Origin of the sequence: Nitratireductor aquibiodomus, assembly GCF_900105565.1 — a bacterium.
GTDB classification, from domain to species: domain Bacteria; phylum Pseudomonadota; class Alphaproteobacteria; order Rhizobiales; family Rhizobiaceae; genus Nitratireductor; species Nitratireductor aquibiodomus.
On the sequence record NZ_FNSL01000001.1, the window covers coordinates 2,975,026 to 2,993,971 of the forward strand.

Consider the following 18,946-nt stretch of genomic DNA (forward strand, 5'->3'; position numbering starts at 1 on the left):
GGGTGGGTATCTATCTCCCAATCGCCGAAATGTCCGTCAATGTCTTCGTGCTGCTGGCCATGGGCGGCGCGGTCGGCTTTCTCTCCGGCATGTTCGGCGTCGGCGGCGGGTTTCTCATCACGCCGCTCCTGATCTTCTACAACATCCCGCCCGCCATCGCGGTTGCCACCGGCGCCAACCAGGTGATCGCTTCATCTTTCTCTGGCGCGCTGGCGCATTTCAAGCGCAAGTCGCTCGATCTCAAGCTGGGCACGGTGTTGCTGGCCGGCGGCATTGTCGGCGCGTCGCTGGGTGTCTCCGTCTTCGCCTATCTGCGGCGACTGGGACAGCTCGACCTGATCGTCTCGCTGCTCTACGTGGCGTTCCTCGGCGTGGTCGGCGGTCTGATGCTGATGGAAAGCGTGCGCGCCATCAGGCGTTCGCGCGGCGGCCAGACGGTGACGCTGCGCAAGCCCGGTCAGCACAACTGGATTCATCGTCTGCCGCTGAAAATGCGCTTTCGCGCCTCAAAACTCTTTGTCAGCGTGATACCGGTACTGGCTTTGGGTGCGTTTATCGGTTTCCTGGCGTCGATCATGGGTGTCGGTGGCGGCTTCATCATGGTGCCGGCGCTGATCTACCTTCTGAAAGTGCCGACCAATGTCGTGATTGGCACGTCGCTGTTCCAGATCATTTTCGTGGCGGCTTTCACGACGATCATTCATTCGACAGCCAACCAGACCGTCGATGTGGTGCTCGCTTTTCTCCTTATGGTCGGTGGCGTTGCCGGTGCGCAATATGGCGCGAGGGTGGGGCAGAAGCTTCGCGGCGAGCAGTTGCGCGCGCTTCTGGCGCTGCTCGTTCTGGCGGTGGCGCTTCGTCTTGGATTTGACCTCTTCGTTCGGCCCGAGAGCGTCTATTCCCTCTCCATGGGAGGGGTTTGAGCGATGCGTTTTGTGATCTTGTCCACGCTTGCCCTTCTGGTGCCCGTGCTGGCCGCACGGGCGCAGGACCACATCCCGGAGAACATCCAGATCGGTCTGTCCACGGACGAGGTTTCAATCACCTCGGATTTCAGCGGCGCGGTACTCACCATTTTCGGCGCGCTCGACAACGCCGATCCACTGGTCTCCCGGCAGGGGCGCTACGACGTGATCGTGGTTCTGGAAGGGCCACCGCGTGCCGTAACGGTGCGCAAGAAAACCCGTGTCGCGGGCATGTGGATCAACACGGAGTCCCTCATCTTCCGCGATGTGCCGGCGTCCTACTCCATGGCGCTGACGCGCGCGCCCCAGGACATCACCGCGCCGGATGGCTACCGGCGGCTCGCGCTCGGAGCGGACAACCTGCACCTGCAGCCACTCGACGCCGATGGCGATCCGAAAACGATCGAGGAATTCACCCGTGCGCTGCGGGATCGCAAGGAGGCCGAGGGGCTTTACTCGACGCGGGCGGGCGCGGTGCGCTTTCTGTCGCAAAGCCTTTTCCGGGCGTCGCTGCGGCTCGCACCCAACGTTGCGGTTGGCACGCACAGGGCCCGCGCCTTTCTGTTCCGAAACGGCATGTTTCTGCGCGAGACTTCGGCGCAGCTCACCATCCGCAAGGCGGGGCTTGAGCAGCGCCTCTATCAGTTTGCCCATCAGAACAGCATGCTGTACGGCATTCTCGCGGTGCTGATCGCCATCGTGACAGGCTGGCTCGGGCGGCTGATTTTCCGCAAGGACTGATCCTGGCGCAATTCCAGGAAAAGTGGGTACCGGTTTTCCGTTGGAAATTGCGCAATGATAACAAGACGGAGCGGAGCGACGTTTCCGTGAAACGGTGCACCGCTCTAACGCAACATGCTACCGGCAATGGCGTAGATGCCCTGCCGTCCAAGCATGTAGGCCGCGAGCCTTTCACGCGCAAACAGACCGGTGAAAGCGCGGTCAAGCACATTGAGGGTGCCGGTCAGGCTGCCGAAGGCGGGCATGATCAGCCGCTCCCCGTCGGAGACGAAACAGGCTCGTCGCACGCTGCGCCCGCGCCGCACGATGCGTGCCCCCGGGTGCAGGTGCCCGGCGATCTCGCCGGGACCGGCGCCGCGCGCAGGCTCGTGGCGAAAGGTGAGGCCTTCAACGGCGATTTCCTGCGCGCAGCGGCCGGGAAGGTCCGGCGGCGGTGCAGGGTCATGATTGCCGGCAATCCAGTGCCAGTCGCGCCTGCCGATGATCCGTACAAGGTGATCACGGAAGGCTGCCGGCATTTCGGCGGCTCCGTTTTCGTCATGAAAACTGTCGCCGAGGCTGATGATCATCTCGGGGCTGTAATCGGCGACAACGCTTTCGAGCCGCGTCAGCGTCGCGGCTGTGTCGTAGGGCGGCAGCATACGTCCACGCCTGGCGAAGGCTGCGCCTTTTTCCAGATGCAGGTCGGAAACGACCATGAGGCTCATTGCCGGGAAGAACAGCACCCCGCGCCAGTCGCACACGGCTTCGTGTCCGGCGATCCGGATGGTCAGCGCGGTGCTGGCGTCGGTTGCGGGTGCAAGGCTGTTCATGCCTCAAGTGCCTCCTGCATCAATTCCTCCCCGGAAAGCCGTGAGGCTTCGCCAAGCAGCGCCTCGTTTGCATCCCCGGCCACCGCCTCCTTGCCGATCTCCAGCATGATGGGCACGGCCAGCGGCGAAATGCGGCTGAGAGATTTATGCACGATTCGTCCCCGAATGCGCGACAGCATTTCGCCCAGTCTCCTGACATCGAGCAGCCCCTGAGCGGCGTCCGCCCATGTGGCCTGCATGAGAATGTGGTCGGGCTCATGGGCCCGCAAAACGTCGTAAATGAGGTCGGCGGAAACGGTCACCTGCCGGCCGGTTTTCTCTTGTCCGGGGTGGCGCTTTTCGACAAGGCCGGAAATCAGCGCACAATTGCGGAAGGTGCGCTTTAAAAGCCAGCTATCGGCGATCCACGCTTCGAGGTCATCGCCCAGCATGTCCTCGTCCATGAGCGCGGGCAGACTGAGCTTGCCGCTTTTCAGCATGGCGCTCATATCGTTGAGGCCCCAGACGGCGATGGCATAGTCATTGGCGACAAAGCCGAGCGGATGTGCGCCGTCACGCTCGAGCCGGCGGGTCAGGAGCATGCCGAGCGTCTGGTGTGCGAGCCGTCCCTCGAATGGATAGAGCACCATGTAGAAGCGGTTGCCGCGCGGAAACGTCTCGATCAGAAGGTCTTCGCGTTGCGGCAGCACCGATTTGTCACGCTGGATGGAAAGCCATTCGGCGACCTGTGGCGGCAATGTTTTCCAGCGCTTCGGGTCGGCCAACATGGCGCGCACCTCCGCCGCCAGATAGGTGGAGAGCGGAAACTTGCCCCCGGCATAATAGGGCACTTTGGCGTCCTCGCCGCCGCCCGCCGAAACGAGGCACTCATTCTCGCGGATACCCTCGAAGCGGAGCACGCGGCCGGAGAACAGGAAGGTGTCGCCCTGTGTGAGGGTTTCGAGGAAATACTCCTCCACCTTGCCCAGAACCGGTCCGCCGCGCGAGGCGCTGCCGCGTCCGCGCCTGACCATGCGGATGTTGAGCATGGGGGACTCGACGATGGTGCCGACATTCAGCCGGTACTGCTGGGCGATGCGCGGATTGGCGATGCGCCAGAGCCCGTCTTTCGTCTTGCGGATGCGGGCATAGCGCTCATAGCTCTTCAGCGCATAGCCTCCGGTGGCGACAAACTCGACAATGCGGTCGAATGTCTCCCGGTCGAGCGCGGCATAAGGGGCTGCCCCCGCCACCTCGCCATAGAGCACGTCGGCATCGAAGGGAGCGGCGCAGGCCGAGCCCAGCACATGCTGCGCCAGCACGTCGAGCGCGCCTTCCACCAGTGGCGGCGTGTCCTGTGCGCCCAGATAGTTCGCTTCAAGCGCTGCACGGCACTCCATCACCTCGAAGCGGTTTGCCGGCACGAGAATGGCGCGGCTCGGTTCATCCATGCGGTGGTTGGAGCGGCCTATGCGCTGCGCCAGCCGGCTTGCCCCCTTTGGTGCGCCCACATGCACGACCAGGTCCACATCGCCCCAGTCGATGCCGAGATCCAGCGTTGACGTGGCGACGATGGCCCGGAGGCTGTTGGTCTCCATCGCCTTTTCCACCTTGCGCCTTTGCCCGACATCGAGCGAGCCGTGGTGCAGCGCAATCGGCAGACTGTCTTCATTGGCGCGCCACAACTCGCGGAACAGGAGCTCGGCCTGGCTGCGCGTGTTGACGAAGAGCAGCGTGGTCCGATGCGCCTTGATCGCCTCATAGACTTTGGGGATGGCATAAAGCGCGGAGTGCCCTGCCCAGGGCACACGCTCCTCGGTTTCCAGAATGGTGATGTGTGGTTTCGCGCCACCCGACACGGTCACGATATCGGCCATGGCGCCGGGCCTGTCCTGCGGCACCAGCCAGCGGCGCAGCGCTTCGGGCTCTGCGACCGTCGCCGAAAGCCCGATGGTCTGCAACTCCGGTCGCAGGCGGCGCAGCCGCGCAAGGCCGAGCGAAAGCAGGTGCCCCCGCTTGGAGATCACCAGCGAATGCAATTCGTCGAACACCACGAATCTGAGGTCCGAGAAGAAGTGCTCCGCATCGGGCGAGGCGATCAGAAGCGCAAGCTGTTCGGGGGTCGTCAGCAGAATGTCGGGCGGAGCGTGCTTCTGCCGCTGGCGCTTGTGAGTGGGCGTATCGCCGGTGCGCGTTTCCATGGTCGCCGGCAGCTCCATCTCGGCCACCGGCATGTTCAGATTGCGCTGAATGTCGACGGCGAGCGCCTTGAGCGGAGAAATGTAAAGCGTGTGAACGCCACGGCGCGCTTCGCCGGGGCGGGGTTTTGGCCGGTCCGCCAGATCGGTGAGCGTTGGCAAAAAACCGGCGAGCGTCTTGCCGGCACCCGTCGGTGCGATCAGCAGCGCCGAGCGACGGGCCTGTGTGCGGGCGAGAAGCTCAAGCTGATGCGCGCGCGGCTGCCACCCACGCGTGGCGAACCATTCGCTGAAGGGCGCTGGAAGGAAAGGCGCGGCAATGCCGTCAATGGGGTGCGTCCGGTGTTCCAAGATAGGTTAGAACTAAACCAGAACAGAGAAAGCGCCAAGAGGGGCTGTCGGCATCAGCCAGGATATCTGAAACAGGGGCGAGGATCAGACGCTGTCGCTCACCGCGCTCCAGGCGGTGGCACGGCGCAGAATGTCCTGAAACTTTTCACCCGCCTCTTCCAGCGTGCCGGAATTGTCGATGATTGTTGCGTCTTCCACGGCGAGCTCCTTCGCGTGCGCCCGTTCGAGACGCGCCAGCACTTCCTCGCGGGTCTCGCGGCCACGGCTTGAAAGGCGCTCGGCAAGGACCTCGCGGGATGCGGTCACGATCACGGCGATGACATTGCCATAGCGTTCACGCAGGAGCGGGATGACGGCGCGGGAAACGTTGGCAACGGCCACATGGCCTTCACGCACAATGCCGTCCACGCTGGCGGGCAGGCCGTATTTTAGCCCGTTCGCTTCCCAGCTTACGGCGAATGCGCCTTTGCTTTCCGCCTCGTCAAAACTGGCGCGGGAGAGGCAGTCATGCGCCTCGCCGGCGCCGTCCATCTCGCGGGTGATGACACGGCGCACGAAGGTGACGTCGCTGTCCTGGGGCCCGAGCCGCTGACGCGCATAGTCCATCACCGAATCCTTGCCGGCGCCCGAAGGGCCGGCCACGGCGATGAAAACGCCGTGTCGGATCGGGAAATCCTGCTCGTCGATGACGCGTTCCAGCGTGGCCGAGGACCTCATGCCACCCGCGCTCCCTCGCGCCAGACCGAGCGCACGATTGGCACATGCTCGTCCACCCGCACGCGGATCATGTCGCCGCGACGGCCCTGTTCGAGAATGCCGCGGTCATCGAGACCGACGGCTTCTGCCGGGTTCTTCGAAACCATGGCGACAGCCTGCGGCAGCGAGATGTGTTCCACCGTCTCGCCGAGAGCAAAAGCGGCCTGAACGAGGCTGAACGGGATATAGTCCGAGGATAAAATGTCGAGCGTCTTGCCTTCCGCCAGACTGCGGGCGGAGACATTGCCGGAATGCGATCCGCCACGCACCACGTTGGGCGCGCCCATCAAAACCTGCATGCCGGCCTCGCGGGAGGCTGTGGCGGCCTCCTGCGTGGTGGGGAACTCGGCGACGCGCACGCCCTGCGTCGCGGCTTCGTCCACATGCTCCATCGTGGCGTCGTCATGGCTCGCCAGAATGATGCCGTTGTCCCGGCAGATTTCGGCAATCGCGTTGCGATGCCTGCTCGAATAGGTCTGCGACTGGGTGATGCGCTTGTCGCAGAACTGGCGGAAATCCTCTTCCGTCATGCCGGTCTTGTTCATGTAGTAGACCTTGTAGGTCTCGATGCTGGTGAACTGGCGCTGGCCCGGCGAGTGGTCCATCAGTGAAGCGAGCTTCACGCGGCTGTCGTTTCTGAAAAGTTCGAAACCCTCCAGACAATCGGGCGCGGATACCTCACACCGCAGATGCAGGAAGTGGTCGGCACGCAGGCGGCCGGCTTCCACGCTGTTTTCGATGGCGTGGCCAAGCTCGCGCATTTCCGGCGCGCCGAGGTTGCTGTCTTCATCGAGGCCGATGCGCAGCGCGTCGAACACGGTGGTAATGCCGGATGCCGCAATCTGTGCATCATGCGCGAGCACTGAGGCGATTGGGTTCCAGCGCACTTTCGGGCGTGGCGCGTAGTGGCGCTCCAGATGGTCCGTGTGCAGTTCGACAAGGCCCGGCAGGACGTAATCGCCATCCATATCCTCACCGACAGAGGCATTGCCTGTGGCAATATCGACGATGCGCCCGTCACGGATCGAGATGCTGCCTTCGATCACCTCATCGGGCAGCACGATGCGGGCATTTTTGAGGACCAGTTCGTTCGTCATTATCAGGCAGTCTTTCTTGTCTTGTTCCAGCCGAGCGTCTGGAAGGATTTCACCTGGAACGGCGCGCCCGGCTCCGACTCGATGAACAGGGCCAGCGAGCCAATCTCCAGTGGTTCCGACAAAAGCGGCCCGAAGAAGGCATCAATGGCGCGTTCCATGCGGGGCGCCTCGGCCTGTGGCACGCGTCCGGTCAGGGTCATGTGAAAGCGGAATTCCTCGAACACATAGGGATAGCCCCATTTGTACAGATTCTTGAGCTGTCCGGGCGTGAGGTTCTCCGGGTTGCGCCGTTCAAGCTCATTGGCCGTCAGCGGCGCGCGGAAGGGTTCGAAATTCTCCACGATGCTGCCCGCCAGCGCATCCAGCCGTTCAGACCGTTCTTCTGGCACGAGCGCAAAAAAGCCGTCCAGCCTGCGCACCACCGCGCGCGGGATCGTCACCGGTTCCATCTGCGCGCAGAACTTTGTCAGCGCCTGGATCAGCGCCTGCTCGCTCTGGCCTTCGGCAAGCCGGAACGGGGCTTTCAGCGTCGCATGAAACCCGTAGCGGCGTGCCGCAGCCGTGTGAAACGAAATCTCCGCAGCCGAGAACGGCCCGGCCTCCACCGGGGTCAGCGGCATTCCGGTAAAGGCGTCGCGACCCAGCCAGCGGGCGGCTGCCCGCGTCAGCGGGTCGTCTTGTTCAGGTGTGAAGTAGATTGCGTAGCGCATGAGCTTTTCCTCGCCGATTGCGGTGCAATAGGCGATTTGTGTGACAGGTTAACGAATCCCTCGAAAGGACCACAGAAGCTATCAGCCAATTTCCGCTGCGTCATCATCCACCTCATTGCCTGCCAATGAGGCGCTGGCGCAGCATGTTGGAAATATTGTCGAAGACGAAAACGACCATCAGGATGAGGAGCACCATGTAAGCCACGTTTTCCCAGTCCTGATTGGTGCGCATGGCCTCCCAGAGCTTGAGGCCGATGCCGCCTGCACCCACTGCACCGATGATGGTGGCCGAGCGCGTGTTGGACTCCCAGAAATACAGCGACTGGCTCAAAAACACCGGCAGAACCTGCGGCACGACGCCGTAGCGCTGGACTGAGGATGGGGCCGCACCGACAGAGCGCACGCCCTCGCGCTGCTTGTCGTCGATGTTTTCGAGCGCTTCGGAATAGAGCTTGCCGAACGTGCCGGTGTCGGTGAAGAAGATCGCCGAAATGCCGGCCAGCGGCCCCGGCCCGAACGCCCGGGTGAAGAACAGCGCCCAGATCAGCATGTCCACCGAGCGCAGGAAGTCGAACGAGCGCTTCAAGAGATGGTTGATGAAACGGTTGGGCATGATGTTGCGCGCGGCCGCAAAGGCGAGCGGGAAGGCCAGAAGTGAGGCGAACACCGTGCCGGCAAACGCCATGACGATGGTCTGCAGCAGCTTCAGCCACACATCGCCATGTTGCCAGTCGGCATTGTTGACGATGTTGTCCCAGGCAATGGCCAGATTGGAGCGGCCTTCCTCTATGCGATCGTCAAAGAAGATCGTGCCCAGAACCTCGCTGGCCGACATGCCCCAATAGGGAGATCGCGTATCGAAGAAGAAGTTCTCCCAACCGAGGAAGCGGCGACGTATCTTGACCTCATCGTCTTCGATCTCCGCACGGCCGGCAAAGCCGAAGCGCGCGATCACTTTGGAGCCGGGTGCGCGCTGGCTTGCCCAGTCGGGCAGGGGCCCGCGCGCATTGACCGCGATCTGCTCCTTGATGTCGAGTTCCAGCGTCTCGCCCTTGTGCGTGACGGTCACGAAGCCGGGCTGAACGCGGATATGCGTGCCGCCACCGAAGGAAACATCGGCGCCCACAATGGCTTCTTCACGGGTCACCACCGGTTCCGCCGGTGCGGTGTTTACGGACGGATTTTCTGATGGCGCCGAAGGAGACGACATGGCACCAAGAAACCCACCGTCGTCTTTCGCAGCAGGCTTCGTGTCCAGCGACCCGAGGAAGCCGGCGCCGCTGGTTTGGCCGCTGCCGGCGCCCGCGGCTGCGCTGGTCGCTGCGCTGCGGCGTTCGACGGTCGCCGTCTCCGTCACCACCCAGTCCGGTTTCGGATCGTCGCCCAGTGGCGAGAAACGGGGGAAGGAAACATCCAGCGCATCGCCGTCATACTCGATGTCCGGGCGCACCTCGTAGGAAACCCAGTCTGCCAGATAGCTGCCCGCAATGTCCCAATTGCCGCCGGAGATCACCTGCCCCACGGCAAAGAGCCACCAGGCGAAGACCATGTAGAGCGCGACGGCAGCGATGATGAGCGCGGCGCGAAAGCGCTCAAGCAGCGGGCGCTGAAAAACATCCGTGTGACGCGCGACGATGGCGCTGGCTTCGGTCTCGGTCATGGTCAGCCTCCCCGGCCGAATTCGAATGCCTGCCTGCCGACGAGGCGACCGCGCAGCCAGGCCGAAAGCTGGTCTACCGCGACGATGGTGCAGAACAGGAGAAGGATGATGGCGAGCGTCTTGGCCTCATGCGTGCGGCTGATCGACAGGCGCAGCGCCTCGCCGATACCGCCACCACCGACCGCGCCGATGATGGTGGAGGCGCGCACATTGATCTCGAAACGCAGGAGCGCGTAGCTCAGGAAGTTGGGCATGACCTGCGGAACGATGGCGAACCAGACACGCTCCGTCCAGTTTGCACCAGCGGCACGCAGGCCTTCCTCGGCCTTCATGTCGGCGTTCTCGACCACCTCGAAGAACATTTTGCCAAGCGCGCCGATCGTATGGATCGAGACTGCGATGATCGCGGGCACGGCCCCGATGGACAGCACGGCCAGAAAGAAGCCGGCGATGACGATTTCGGGGAAGGCGCGCAGCAGCTCCATGAAACGGCGCACGAAGAACCGTAGCCAGCGCCGCGTCGTCAGGTTCGATGCTGCCAGAAAGCAAAGGACGAAGCCAAAGCCGAACCCGATCAGCGTGGAAACCAGCGCAATGTTGATGGTTTCCAGCATCTTGTAGAAATACTCGGGCAGATAGAACGTCTCGGTGAGATAGATCCGTCCATCGGGATAATTGTATTTCAGGCTGCCATCGTCATAGGGCGAGGGCAGGTCGAAAAGGGCGCGCCAGATTTCCCAGCCATCGCGCGGCAGCATCTGACCCACGAAATCGAACAGATAGGGCAGTCGGTCGAAGAACTTGCCGGCGTTCGATTCATTGGCAAACCAGAGCGAACCGCTCATGGCGAGAACCATGAACACGATGCCGCCAATGGTGTAGAGCCGGCGGCGTCCGGCCAGTTCGCGCCAGTGGCGCTCCACGGCCTGGCCGGCTTCGGAAAGAAGCGGGGAATGGGTCGTTGCTGTCATGTCTGGCACGCCTGTGCGACAACGCCGCCGGCACGGGCCGGCGGCGTGTCAGATTGCGGGAAAGGGATCAGGAACCGATCTTGGAGCGACGGGCGTCGATGATCGGCTCGTAGAATGCCGGCGTCACTTCGGTGTAGCCCTTGTAGTCGCCGCCCTGGATGGCCGCGAAGCACTCCGGATCGGCTTCCGGCATTTCCATCATGAAGGTCTTGAACTTGTTCTTCATGTCGGCGTCCATGGAGGTGCGAACCACGACCGGACCGTTCGGGATCAGCGGGGACTTCCAGAGCTCAACCAGATCGTCCATGTCGAGAATACCCTTCTCGACCATCTTGTGCAGGTTGCCGGAGGTGTAGCCGTCGGAGAACTCGCCAACACCGGAAGCCCAGGTCGTGCCGGCGTCGAACGTGCCCTTCACCACTTCGAGAACCAGATTCTCGTGGCCGCCGCCGAAGCCGGTCTCGCCAAAGAACTCTTCAACAGAAGCGTTGATGGCCTTGGGGAGCGTGACGGCGGGTACGAGGTAGCCGGAGGTGGAATCCGGGTCGGCGAAGCCGAGCTTCTTGCCCTTCATGTCTTCCAGCGACTTGATGCCGGAATCCTTGCGGGCCACCATGACCGAGTGATAGCCGGTCGAACCGTCGGTCTGCACCGTTGTGAGGATCGGCTCAACGGCCTTCGGGTCTTCCAGATAGACCTTTGCATAGCCCGAAGCGCCGAGCTCGGCATAGTCGAGCGTGCCGCCGAGCAGGCCCTGGATCACGCCGTCATAGTCGGCAGCCGGGAACAGAGCGACCTTCTCGACGCCCAGAACCTCAGGAAGCTTGTCGACCATGCAGGAGAAGTTGCGCAGGCGGTCGGCTTCGTTTTCGCCGCCGAGAATGCCGATGCGGAATTCCTTCAGGTCTTCGGCCTGTGCGCCCCCGACCATCATTGCGGTGAGCGCTACGGCGCCCATAAGAGCTTTCTTGAACATGACGTCTCTCCATTTGGGTGCCGGCTTTTCCCGCCGGCGGGTTTTCAGGCAGAGCGGCCCGTTACGCGGGCCAGGCGATCCCGTAGGTCAGACGGCGGCGAGCGCCGGTTGCGCCTGACCGATCGATTTCCTTGCCGGCTGCGGAGCCGGAACATTGATGCTGGTGGAGGTAATGGCTTCGGAAAGCTCCGCGCCTTCCTCGCCGCCATAAATGGTGCGCACCGCTTCGCTGGTCAGCGCCTCAGGCGGGCCGTCGAAAACCACCGCGCCCTTGGCCATGCCGATAATGCGGTTGCAATAGGCGCGCGCCGTGTCGAGCGTGTGCAGGTTGGTGATGACGGTGATGCCTTCGCGGGCGTTGATGTCGGCCAGCGAGTCCATAACCACCTTGGCGTTGAGCGGATCGAGCGAGGCGATCGGCTCGTCGGCGAGGATCACCTTCGGTTCCTGCATGAGAGCACGGGCAATCGCAACGCGCTGCTGCTGACCGCCGGAAAGGGTGCCAGCGCGCTGCAGCGCCGTCTGGGCGATGTCGAGGCGCTCCAGTGCGGCGATGGCGCGGATGCGCTCCTCGCGGGTGAACATGTTCATCAGGTTGAGAACGGTGGAACGATGGTTGAGGCGCCCGAGCAGGACGTTGGTCAGCACGTCGAGGCGCGGCACCAGATTGAACTGCTGGAAGATCATGGCGCAATCGCGCTGCCAACGGCGCAGCTCCGCGCCTTTAAGAGCCGATACCTCTTTGCCCTGAAATGAGATCGAGCCTTCGGACGGATCGATCAGCCGGTTGATCATGCGCAGAAGCGTCGATTTGCCGGCACCGGAGCGGCCAATGATGCCGACCATCTGGCCCTGTTCGATTTCCAGTTCCACGTCGCGCACGGCCGTGTTCTGTCCGAAGCGTCGGGTGACCTGTCGAATTTCAAGCATTTGCTGATCCCGTTAAGCGCCTTGTTGCGGCTCTCCCGCGGGCTTTCCGCCCTTGTTGCTCTTTCGCCTAATGGGTGTGGATGAAACCTGGATGTCGCCTGGATGACGGTTTTTTGACAGTACACAGCTCCTACAGACACGGGGTGGTACGCATCGAATGCGGTTCTCTGCCGGATGTGTTAAGGGGTCCTGCCGCTAAGGGGCGCTGTCTGGAGGGAAACAAACCATGAGTACGAAGCATTCCGGCAAGTGTCTGTGTGGCACGGTGAGATTTGAGATCTCAGGCACATTCGAGCGCTTTTATCTGTGTCACTGTTCACGATGCAGGAAAGGGTCGGGCTCCGCCCATGCGGCAAATCTGTTTTCGAGCGAGGCCGAGATCACCTGGCTTTCAGGCGAAGACTGTATCGAGAGTTATCGCGTGCCCGATGCGCGGCACAGGAGGAGCTTCTGCCGAACCTGTGGTTCAGCCCTGCCGAGGGCGGAGGCCGGTGGCGCGATGATTGTCGTTCCTGCTGGCAGCCTCGATACGCCCGTTGACGTGCGCCCCAATGCGCATATCTGTCTTTCCAGCCGGGCGAACTGGGATGACGGGCTGGATGAGGTAACCCGGCTGGACGGCCTGCCGGGGTGATGCGCGAAAGGGTTAGCGAGGGCCGCAGAGCCGATTCTTTGCCGCGGCATACTCGTCTGCAAGCCGGTCCACGAGCGCGCCTGCGCCGGTGATCTCGCTCACCGCACCGACACCCTGTCCGCTGCCCCAGATGTCGCGCCAGGCCTTTGCGTCGGCGCTGGCGAAATTCATCTTGGAGGGATCGGCTTCCGGCAGATTGTCAGGGTCCATGCCGGCTTTCACGATGGAGCCCTTCAGATAATTGCCGTGCACGCCGGTAAAGAGGTTGGAGTAGACGATATCGGCTGCGCGCGAAGAGACGATCATTTCCTTGTAGTCGCCCGGCGCACGCGCTTCGTGCGTGGCGATGAACGGCGAGCCGATATAGGCAAGATCCGCGCCCATCGCTTCGGCGGCGAGCACCGCACCGCCATTGGCAATGGCGCCCGAGAGAAGCAGCGGTCCGTCGAACCACTGCCGGATTTCCTGCACCAGCGCGAAGGGCGAGAGCGTGCCCGCATGACCGCCGGCACCGGTTGCCACGGCAATCAGTCCGTCAGCGCCCTTTTCGATCGCCTTGCGTGCATGGCGGTCGTGAATGATGTCGTGCAACACGATACCGCCATAGGAATGGACGGCCTGGTTCACTTCCTCGACCGCGCCGAGCGAGGTGATCACAATCGGCACCTTGTGGTCCACGCAGACCCTCAGATCGTGCTCCAGCCGGTCGTTGGAACGGTGAACGATCTGGTTGACCGCAAAGGGGGCGGAGGGGCGATCCGGGTTCTGTGCGTCATGCGCGGCCAGCTCTTCGGTGATCTGCGAAAGCCACTCGTCGAGCTGTTCCTTGGGGCGGGCGTTGAGCGCGGGAAACGAGCCCACCACGCCAGCCTTGCACTGCGCCACCACCAGCGGCGGATGCGAGATGATGAACAGAGGCGCGCCGACCACGGGCAAACGCAATGTGTCAAAAACGGCCGGAAGCGCCATGAGCAGTCCCCTTAATTGACGTATTCGTAAACGTCAAAGCTTCTACAGCATCTCACCCCGTATTGAAAACCTCCGGTCGCACATTTTGTGCCGATGCTTTCTCAGGCGGGCGCGATGTCGTTGTGCCGACGCGCGATGAAATCCTTCATCGCCGCAAGCCCGGCTTCAATACCCCTGCGTCCGAAGCCAACGCGGAAGCGTCCCGCGGGGGTCTCCATCAGCTCTGAACGGTAGACCGAGGCGGGCAACAGCAGAACGCCCGCCTGCTCCACGAGATCATGACAGAAACGCTCGACACCGTCCCGCCCGTTGTAGCGTGGATAGGCAACGCAGCCGCCATCCGGGTGCCGCCAGTCGAACAGGTCCGGATACTCTGCGAAGAAAGTATCCATCTTCTCCAGATTCTCTGCGATAAGCGCGCGGTTGCGCGCGAGGATCCGGTCGCTCACCGAAAGCGCCATCACCGCCAGCCGTTCGCTTGGGGCGGAATTGCAGATGGAGAGATAGTGCTTGTAGCGCTCCAGCTTCTGCAACAGCGCGCTGTCGCGGCTGGCGATCCAGCCGATACGCAGGCCCGGCAGGCCATAGGCCTTGGACATCACGTTGAGGGAAACGCCCTTCTCATAGGCTTCCGCTGCCTGCGGCAGGCGCCCGGCCTCGTCGCGTTCGAGCAGGCGGTAGACCTCATCACTGAAAAGGTAGAGATCGTGCTCGCGGCAAAGCGCCACGAGGGCTGCGAAATCCTCCTGCGGCATCAGGGCGCCGGTCGGATTGTTGGGCAGGTTGACCGAGATGAGCTTCGTGTTGGGACGGATCGCGGCACGCACCGCATCGAGATCGAGCCGCCAGTTGTCGTTTTCCAGAAGCGGAACGCCGGTCACCGCGCACAGCCCCAGCGGCACGGTCTCCGCAGCCTGGTAGTTTGGAACGGAAACGATGGCGTGATCCCCGGGTGAAAGCATCACCCGCATGGCCGCATAAATGCCTTCCTCGGCACCGGCGAAGCAGAGGATGTCACGCGCGGAAAGACCGTCATATGTGGCGGCAATGGCCTCGCGCAGGTCCGGCGCGCCCCATGTTTCCGTGTAGCCGAGCCACAGCGCATCGAGATTTTCACGCGCGGAAGGCCCGGCCATCTGCGTCAGTTCGCCAAGCGTCATGCTCTCCATGTCGGAGGCGGTCATGTGATGCCGGGCGTTGAACTCCCAGCGGGAAAAGTGAACCTCGAGCGCGAAATCCCGCATTCTGAACTCCTTGGGGCATGATTGGGATGGACATTGAACCGGATTCCACGTGCCTGGGCGGGAGGAGCCGATTGTTCACACCTTGTTATGACCGTTGATTGCATACTCACCAAAGGTTAACCATGGGGCAGTGACAGGCAAAGAGGGCAGCCAGCCTTGGACGCGATAGAAAATGCGATAAGAAAGGCGTTCGAAAAGGGCGACGCGAGCAAACGGCCCTTTCGTGAAAAGGTTTATCGTTCTGCCTTTGCCGCGCTGGAACGCACGCTCGAAGCGCGTGACGATCTTTCAGAAGACGCGAAGCTCGCCAGACGCGAGAATCTGAAGGATACCATAACGGAGATCGAGACGGAGTTTGTGCCCGCCGCGGCTTCTTCGTCTTCGCCGACGCAGAAGGCGGAGGTTCCTCCGGTTTCGCGGCCCGAACCTGACCAACGAAAAAACCCATCACCGCAGGTATCGCCGGAGCCGCGCCGTGCGCCGCGCCCGAAGGACGACAATGGCGATTTCGCACCACGGATTGACCCCCGTGACCGCGGCTTCACCCCCGATGAGCCCTCGCAGGAGGACGCAAAGCGTCGCATCCGAGCAGCCCTGCCTCGACAGCGCCGTCCCTACGCCATGCTTTTTCTGGTGGCGACCCTGGTGGCTTTCGCCGGCATGGGGCTCTGGTGGACCATGTCCAGTGGGATCCTGATGTCCGGCGATGAGCGCGACACCAGTGTGCGCAACCCTCCACTGGCTCTTGAGGAGGACAGCTATTCAGGCGGCGACGATGCGTCCTTGTCCGGATCACGCGGAAGCCGGGCGACCGGCCAGTGGATCACGGTTTTCGACCCGGCCGACCCGACCAGTGTTTCGGCACCGGACGGTGGCAATATCGACGTGATGCGCAATGACGATCAGGTTTTCCTGCGCGCAAGCACCGCCGGCAGCGCCGGCATCTCCTTCGATGTCGGGCAGGGCGTTCTGGAGACACTTGCCGGACAGAACGCCATTTTCAGCATTGAGGCCCGGGCGCAGGATGGCGAAGAAACGCAGCTCTCGCTGTCCTGCAATTTCGGAGCACTCGGCGGTTGCGGGCGCACCCGCTACGTGGTGGGGCCAACCCGCGCTGACTACCTCTTCGAAGTCGAGCTGCCCAATCAGTCGCCCAGTGGCGGCGGCACGATCACGATCATTCCCGATGCAACGGGCGAAGGGCATGCGCTTGATGTTTTCTCCATCCGTGCTGCCAGAGCCACGCGGTAGTCCTGGCTTTAATCAACGAGCATGGCCGTCAGCGTTTCAAGCCGGTCCGCCTCGGCTGCCGGCTTGTCCCAGCGCAGGCGGGAGATGCGCGGGAAGCGCATGGCGACGCCCGATTTGTGGCGGGTCGAGCGGTTCAACCCTTCAAAAGCGATTTCCAGAACGAGGCCGTGACCGCGTTCAGCGCGCACCGAGCGGACGGGGCCGAACCGTTCGATGGTGTTGTCGCGCACGTATTTGTCTATCTGCTTCAGTTCCTCGTCGGTGAAACCGAAGTAAGCCTTGCCGACAGGCACCAGTTCGGGCGCCTCTTCCGGCCCCTTCCACACGCCGAACGTATAGTCGGAGTAATAGCTTGACCGTTTGCCGTGGCCGCGTTGGGCATACATCAGCACGGCATCGACGGTAAACGGATCGCGCTTCCATTTGAACCACGGCCCCTTCGGGCGACCCGGCACATAGGTGGAATCGCGCCGTTTCAGCATAACGCCTTCGATGACCGGGTGGGGCGGCGCGCGGCGCTTTTCCTCAAGCTCCTGCCAGTTTGAAAATGCGACCATGGGCGAGAGGTCGAAACGGTCCTGCGACAATGCCGGAAGCATCTTCTGCAGTGCTGCCCGGCGATCGGTGAAGGCAAGGGAACGCAGATCCTCGCCTTCGACCCGCAGAAGGTCGTAGCAGCGCAGGAAGACCGGGTATTCGGCCAGCATCTTTTTTGAAACCGTTTTGCGGTTCAGGCGCTGCTGCAGATCCGAGAATGTTCCGGTCCTGAATCTTGGATTTCCGACCAGAAGCTCTCCATCCAGGGAGATTTCAGCATCGAATTCCGCCAAAAGATCGGGAAATGCGCCAGAAACATCGTCGCCCGTGCGCGAATAAAGCCGTTTCACGCCGTCTTCGCAGATCGCCTGAACGCGGATGCCGTCCCATTTCCATTCGGCGGCATAGTCAGCCGGATTGAGTTTTTCGAGATCGCCGTCGCTGACCGGATGGGCAAGCATGACGGGACTGAAGAGCGCCTTGACCGTGCTGACGGGTTTCTCCCTTGTGCCTTCAAGCCAGGCGAAGAGCGCTTCATAGGGTGGTTCGAGCCCGTGCCAGAGCTCTTCGATCTCGCCCACATCGCGGTCGCCGAAAATGGCCAGCGCCTGCTTTGCAAGCCGAGCGGAAACGCCGATTCGCAAACCGCCGGTCGCAAGCTTGATGAGCGCGAAACGGGCGGAAGGATCGAGCCGGTCGAGCAGGCCCGCGATGACGGAGGGTGCCTCGGCTCGTCCAAGCCTGGAGAGCGTTTCAACGATCTCCGAGAGCGGGGGCGGCCGGGTCTCGCCCTCAGCCGCGGATGGCCAGACAAGCGAGATGGTCTCGGCGAGATCGCCGACATAGTCATAGGAGTAAGCGAAAAGCACTTCGTCCATGCGCTCGCCGATCAGGGTGCGTAGCATGGCGGGCTTGACGGCGGGAAAGTCGAGCCCGCCGGTCAGCGCGGCCAGAGCGTAGCCACGGTCGGGATCGGGCACGGCGCGAAAATGATCCGTGAGAAGGCGGATCTTCCCGTTGCGCGACGGGGTCAGGACAAGGCGGTCGAGCAGATCTGCAAAGCGCTGCATCACTCGGCCTCGTCTTCATAGCCGACGAGATTGAGCGGGCGGGCCATGATACCGTTCAGTTCACACCAGCGCACGATGGCCTCCTCACGTCCATGCGTCACCCAGACCTCGTTCGCTTCCGTTTCGCGGATGGTGGCGGTCAGCTCGTTCCAGTCGGCATGGTCGGAAAGGATCAAAGGCAGCTCGACACCGCGCTGCTTCGCGCGCTGGCGGATGCGCATCCAGCCGGAGGCGAAGACGTTGAGCGGGTCGGCGAAACGCCGCGTCCAGCGTTCACCGAACACAGATGGGGGCGCGACGACAACCCGGCCCGCGGCGCGGTCCTCGATGCCCTCCTCGACCGTTGCGGGTTCAAGTTCGCCAAGATCGATGCCCTGTTCCTGATAGTAACAGCAGAGCTTTTCCAGCGCACCGTGAATGAGGATGGGCGCATCATGGCCGGCTGCCCGCAGGAGGCTGATGACGCGCTGGGCCTTGCCGAGCGAATAGGCGCCGAGGATGTGCGCGCGCTCGGGAAACTGCGTCAGCGAGGCGGTCAGACGGCGTATTTCGCTCATGGGGTCGGGATGGACGAAAACCGGCAGGCCGAAGGTCGCCTCGGTGATGAAGACGTCGCAGCGCACAGGCTCGAACGGTGCGCAGGTTGCATCGGGATGGCGCTTGTAATCGCCTGAAGCGACAATGCGCAGGCCATTCTTCTCGACCGCGATCTGTGCGGAACCGAGCACATGGCCCGCCGGGTGAAACGAGACGGTCACGCCTTCCTGCTGAAGCGGCTCGCCATAGCCAATGGGCTGCCGGCTTTCCGCAAAGCCCGCACCGTAGCGCAGTTCCATGATATCGAGCGTCTCCCTCGTCGCCAGGACATGTCCATGTCCGGCGCGGGCGTGGTCCGCATGGCCATGCGTGATCATTGCCCGCTCCACCGGGCGCACGGGGTCGATGTAGAAATCGCCGGGCGGGCAATAAAGCCCCGCCGGACGGGGCTGGAGGAGGTTCTGCGGCTTCATGGTCTGAGAAGATAGGATATTTTTCCGGCAGAGAAAGACAGGCTTGTCAGGAGAGATTTCCGGGAGCATAAGCGCTCACCGCCCG

17 protein-coding genes are annotated in these 18,946 nt (G+C 62.6%); 4 read left to right on the forward strand and 13 right to left on the reverse strand.

Going from position 1 to position 18,946, the window contains the following annotated elements:
• Positions 1-2 precede the first annotated feature (2 nt).
• Both BLW55_RS14180 and BLW55_RS14185 read left to right on the forward strand, forming a co-directional pair.
• Entirely contained in the window at positions 3-923 is a 921-nt protein-coding gene (locus tag BLW55_RS14180) for a sulfite exporter TauE/SafE family protein (protein WP_007008155.1), read from the forward strand.
• A 3-nt stretch (positions 924-926) separates the two neighbouring features.
• Positions 927-1,706: a TIGR02186 family protein gene (locus tag BLW55_RS14185; protein ID WP_090329229.1), complete on the forward strand. Its 780-nt coding sequence runs from the start codon at positions 927-929 to the stop codon at positions 1,704-1,706.
• 104 nt (positions 1,707-1,810) lie between these two features.
• Here the strand turns inward: BLW55_RS14185 and pdeM are convergent, their stop codons facing one another.
• The 9 genes from pdeM to phnC all read right to left on the reverse strand — a co-directional run bounded on the left by pdeM (position 1,811) and on the right by phnC (position 12,146).
• Positions 1,811-2,518, reverse strand: coding sequence for a ligase-associated DNA damage response endonuclease PdeM (gene pdeM, locus BLW55_RS14190; RefSeq protein WP_090329230.1), 708 nt, complete (start codon positions 2,516-2,518; stop codon positions 1,811-1,813).
• Positions 2,515-5,046, reverse strand: coding sequence for a ligase-associated DNA damage response DEXH box helicase (locus BLW55_RS14195; RefSeq protein ID WP_090329231.1), 2,532 nt, complete (start codon positions 5,044-5,046; stop codon positions 2,515-2,517). The genes pdeM and BLW55_RS14195 overlap by 4 nt, the downstream gene beginning before the upstream one ends.
• An 84-nt stretch (positions 5,047-5,130) precedes the next feature.
• Complete coding sequence (gene phnN / locus BLW55_RS14200) at positions 5,131-5,763, reverse strand: phosphonate metabolism protein/1,5-bisphosphokinase (PRPP-forming) PhnN (protein WP_007010497.1); 633 nt, start codon at positions 5,761-5,763, stop codon at positions 5,131-5,133.
• Positions 5,760-6,899: an alpha-D-ribose 1-methylphosphonate 5-triphosphate diphosphatase gene (locus tag BLW55_RS14205; protein WP_090329232.1), complete on the reverse strand. Its 1,140-nt coding sequence runs from the start codon at positions 6,897-6,899 to the stop codon at positions 5,760-5,762. The genes phnN and BLW55_RS14205 overlap by 4 nt, the downstream gene beginning before the upstream one ends.
• A gap of 2 nt (positions 6,900-6,901) precedes the next feature.
• On the reverse strand, positions 6,902-7,609 hold the full coding sequence (locus tag BLW55_RS14210; protein WP_090329233.1) for a DUF1045 domain-containing protein: 708 nt from the start codon (positions 7,607-7,609) through the stop codon (positions 6,902-6,904).
• A 112-nt stretch (positions 7,610-7,721) separates the two neighbouring features.
• Positions 7,722-9,269, reverse strand: a complete 1,548-nt coding sequence (phnE, locus tag BLW55_RS14215; RefSeq protein WP_090329234.1) for a phosphonate ABC transporter, permease protein PhnE — start codon at positions 9,267-9,269, stop codon at positions 7,722-7,724.
• A gap of 2 nt (positions 9,270-9,271) precedes the next feature.
• Positions 9,272-10,240: a phosphonate ABC transporter, permease protein PhnE gene (gene phnE, locus BLW55_RS14220; RefSeq protein WP_025029977.1), complete on the reverse strand. Its 969-nt coding sequence runs from the start codon at positions 10,238-10,240 to the stop codon at positions 9,272-9,274.
• A gap of 67 nt (positions 10,241-10,307) precedes the next feature.
• The gene (gene phnD / locus BLW55_RS14225; protein ID WP_090329235.1) at positions 10,308-11,216 is read right to left on the reverse strand and encodes a phosphonate ABC transporter substrate-binding protein; all 909 of its coding nucleotides are present in this window, start codon (positions 11,214-11,216) and stop codon (positions 10,308-10,310) included.
• Positions 11,217-11,303: 87 nt separating this feature from the next.
• The gene (gene phnC / locus BLW55_RS14230) at positions 11,304-12,146 is read right to left on the reverse strand and encodes a phosphonate ABC transporter ATP-binding protein (protein WP_025029978.1); all 843 of its coding nucleotides are present in this window, start codon (positions 12,144-12,146) and stop codon (positions 11,304-11,306) included.
• Between the two features lie 226 nt (positions 12,147-12,372).
• Between phnC and BLW55_RS14235 the strand changes: the two genes are divergently transcribed.
• Positions 12,373-12,780 (forward strand): GFA family protein, encoded by a 408-nt coding sequence (locus BLW55_RS14235; RefSeq protein WP_025029979.1) that lies wholly within the window; start codon positions 12,373-12,375, stop codon positions 12,778-12,780.
• A gap of 12 nt (positions 12,781-12,792) precedes the next feature.
• Here BLW55_RS14235 and BLW55_RS14240 read toward each other — a convergent pair whose 3' ends face one another.
• Together BLW55_RS14240 and BLW55_RS14245 are read right to left on the reverse strand one after the other, a co-directional pair.
• Positions 12,793-13,749 carry an NAD(P)H-dependent flavin oxidoreductase gene (locus tag BLW55_RS14240; protein WP_025029980.1) on the reverse strand — a complete coding sequence of 319 codons (957 nt, stop codon included), beginning with the start codon at positions 13,747-13,749 and terminating at the stop codon, positions 12,793-12,795.
• A 101-nt stretch (positions 13,750-13,850) separates the two neighbouring features.
• Entirely contained in the window at positions 13,851-14,993 is a 1,143-nt protein-coding gene (locus tag BLW55_RS14245) for an aminotransferase class I/II-fold pyridoxal phosphate-dependent enzyme (protein ID WP_090329236.1), read from the reverse strand.
• Between the two features lie 156 nt (positions 14,994-15,149).
• Here BLW55_RS14245 and BLW55_RS14250 point away from each other — a divergent pair, with 156 nt between their 5' ends.
• Complete coding sequence (locus BLW55_RS14250) at positions 15,150-16,244, forward strand: hypothetical protein (protein WP_007010508.1); 1,095 nt, start codon at positions 15,150-15,152, stop codon at positions 16,242-16,244.
• An 8-nt stretch (positions 16,245-16,252) separates the two neighbouring features.
• Here the strand turns inward: BLW55_RS14250 and BLW55_RS14255 are convergent, their stop codons facing one another.
• Positions 16,253-17,851, reverse strand: coding sequence for a cisplatin damage response ATP-dependent DNA ligase (locus tag BLW55_RS14255; RefSeq protein WP_090329237.1), 1,599 nt, complete (start codon positions 17,849-17,851; stop codon positions 16,253-16,255).
• Positions 17,851-18,861 carry a ligase-associated DNA damage response exonuclease gene (locus BLW55_RS14260; RefSeq protein WP_090329238.1) on the reverse strand — a complete coding sequence of 337 codons (1,011 nt, stop codon included), beginning with the start codon at positions 18,859-18,861 and terminating at the stop codon, positions 17,851-17,853. Before BLW55_RS14260 ends, BLW55_RS14255 begins: the two co-directional genes overlap by 1 nt.
• Positions 18,862-18,946: the final 85 nt, after the last annotated feature.

Bases quoted from the DNA above. Each gene is read 5' to 3' on its own strand.
- BLW55_RS14185 (WP_090329229.1), top strand. From the start codon at position 927: ATGCGTTTTGTGATCTTGTCCACGCTTGCCCTTCTGGTGCCCGTGCTG.
- pdeM (WP_090329230.1), bottom strand. From the start codon at position 2,518: ATGAACAGCCTTGCACCCGCAACCGACGCCAGCACCGCGCTGACCATC.
- phnN (WP_007010497.1), bottom strand. From the start codon at position 5,763: ATGAGGTCCTCGGCCACGCTGGAACGCGTCATCGACGAGCAGGATTTC.
- BLW55_RS14205 (WP_090329232.1), bottom strand. From the start codon at position 6,899: ATGACGAACGAACTGGTCCTCAAAAATGCCCGCATCGTGCTGCCCGAT.
- BLW55_RS14210 (WP_090329233.1), bottom strand. From the start codon at position 7,609: ATGCGCTACGCAATCTACTTCACACCTGAACAAGACGACCCGCTGACG.
- phnE (WP_090329234.1), bottom strand. From the start codon at position 9,269: ATGACCGAGACCGAAGCCAGCGCCATCGTCGCGCGTCACACGGATGTT.
- phnE (WP_025029977.1), bottom strand. From the start codon at position 10,240: ATGACAGCAACGACCCATTCCCCGCTTCTTTCCGAAGCCGGCCAGGCC.
- phnD (WP_090329235.1), bottom strand. From the start codon at position 11,216: ATGTTCAAGAAAGCTCTTATGGGCGCCGTAGCGCTCACCGCAATGATG.
- phnC (WP_025029978.1), bottom strand. From the start codon at position 12,146: ATGCTTGAAATTCGACAGGTCACCCGACGCTTCGGACAGAACACGGCC.
- BLW55_RS14235 (WP_025029979.1), top strand. From the start codon at position 12,373: ATGAGTACGAAGCATTCCGGCAAGTGTCTGTGTGGCACGGTGAGATTT.
- BLW55_RS14240 (WP_025029980.1), bottom strand. From the start codon at position 13,749: ATGGCGCTTCCGGCCGTTTTTGACACATTGCGTTTGCCCGTGGTCGGC.
- BLW55_RS14245 (WP_090329236.1), bottom strand. From the start codon at position 14,993: ATGCGGGATTTCGCGCTCGAGGTTCACTTTTCCCGCTGGGAGTTCAAC.
- BLW55_RS14255 (WP_090329237.1), bottom strand. From the start codon at position 17,851: ATGCAGCGCTTTGCAGATCTGCTCGACCGCCTTGTCCTGACCCCGTCG.
- BLW55_RS14260 (WP_090329238.1), bottom strand. From the start codon at position 18,861: ATGAAGCCGCAGAACCTCCTCCAGCCCCGTCCGGCGGGGCTTTATTGC.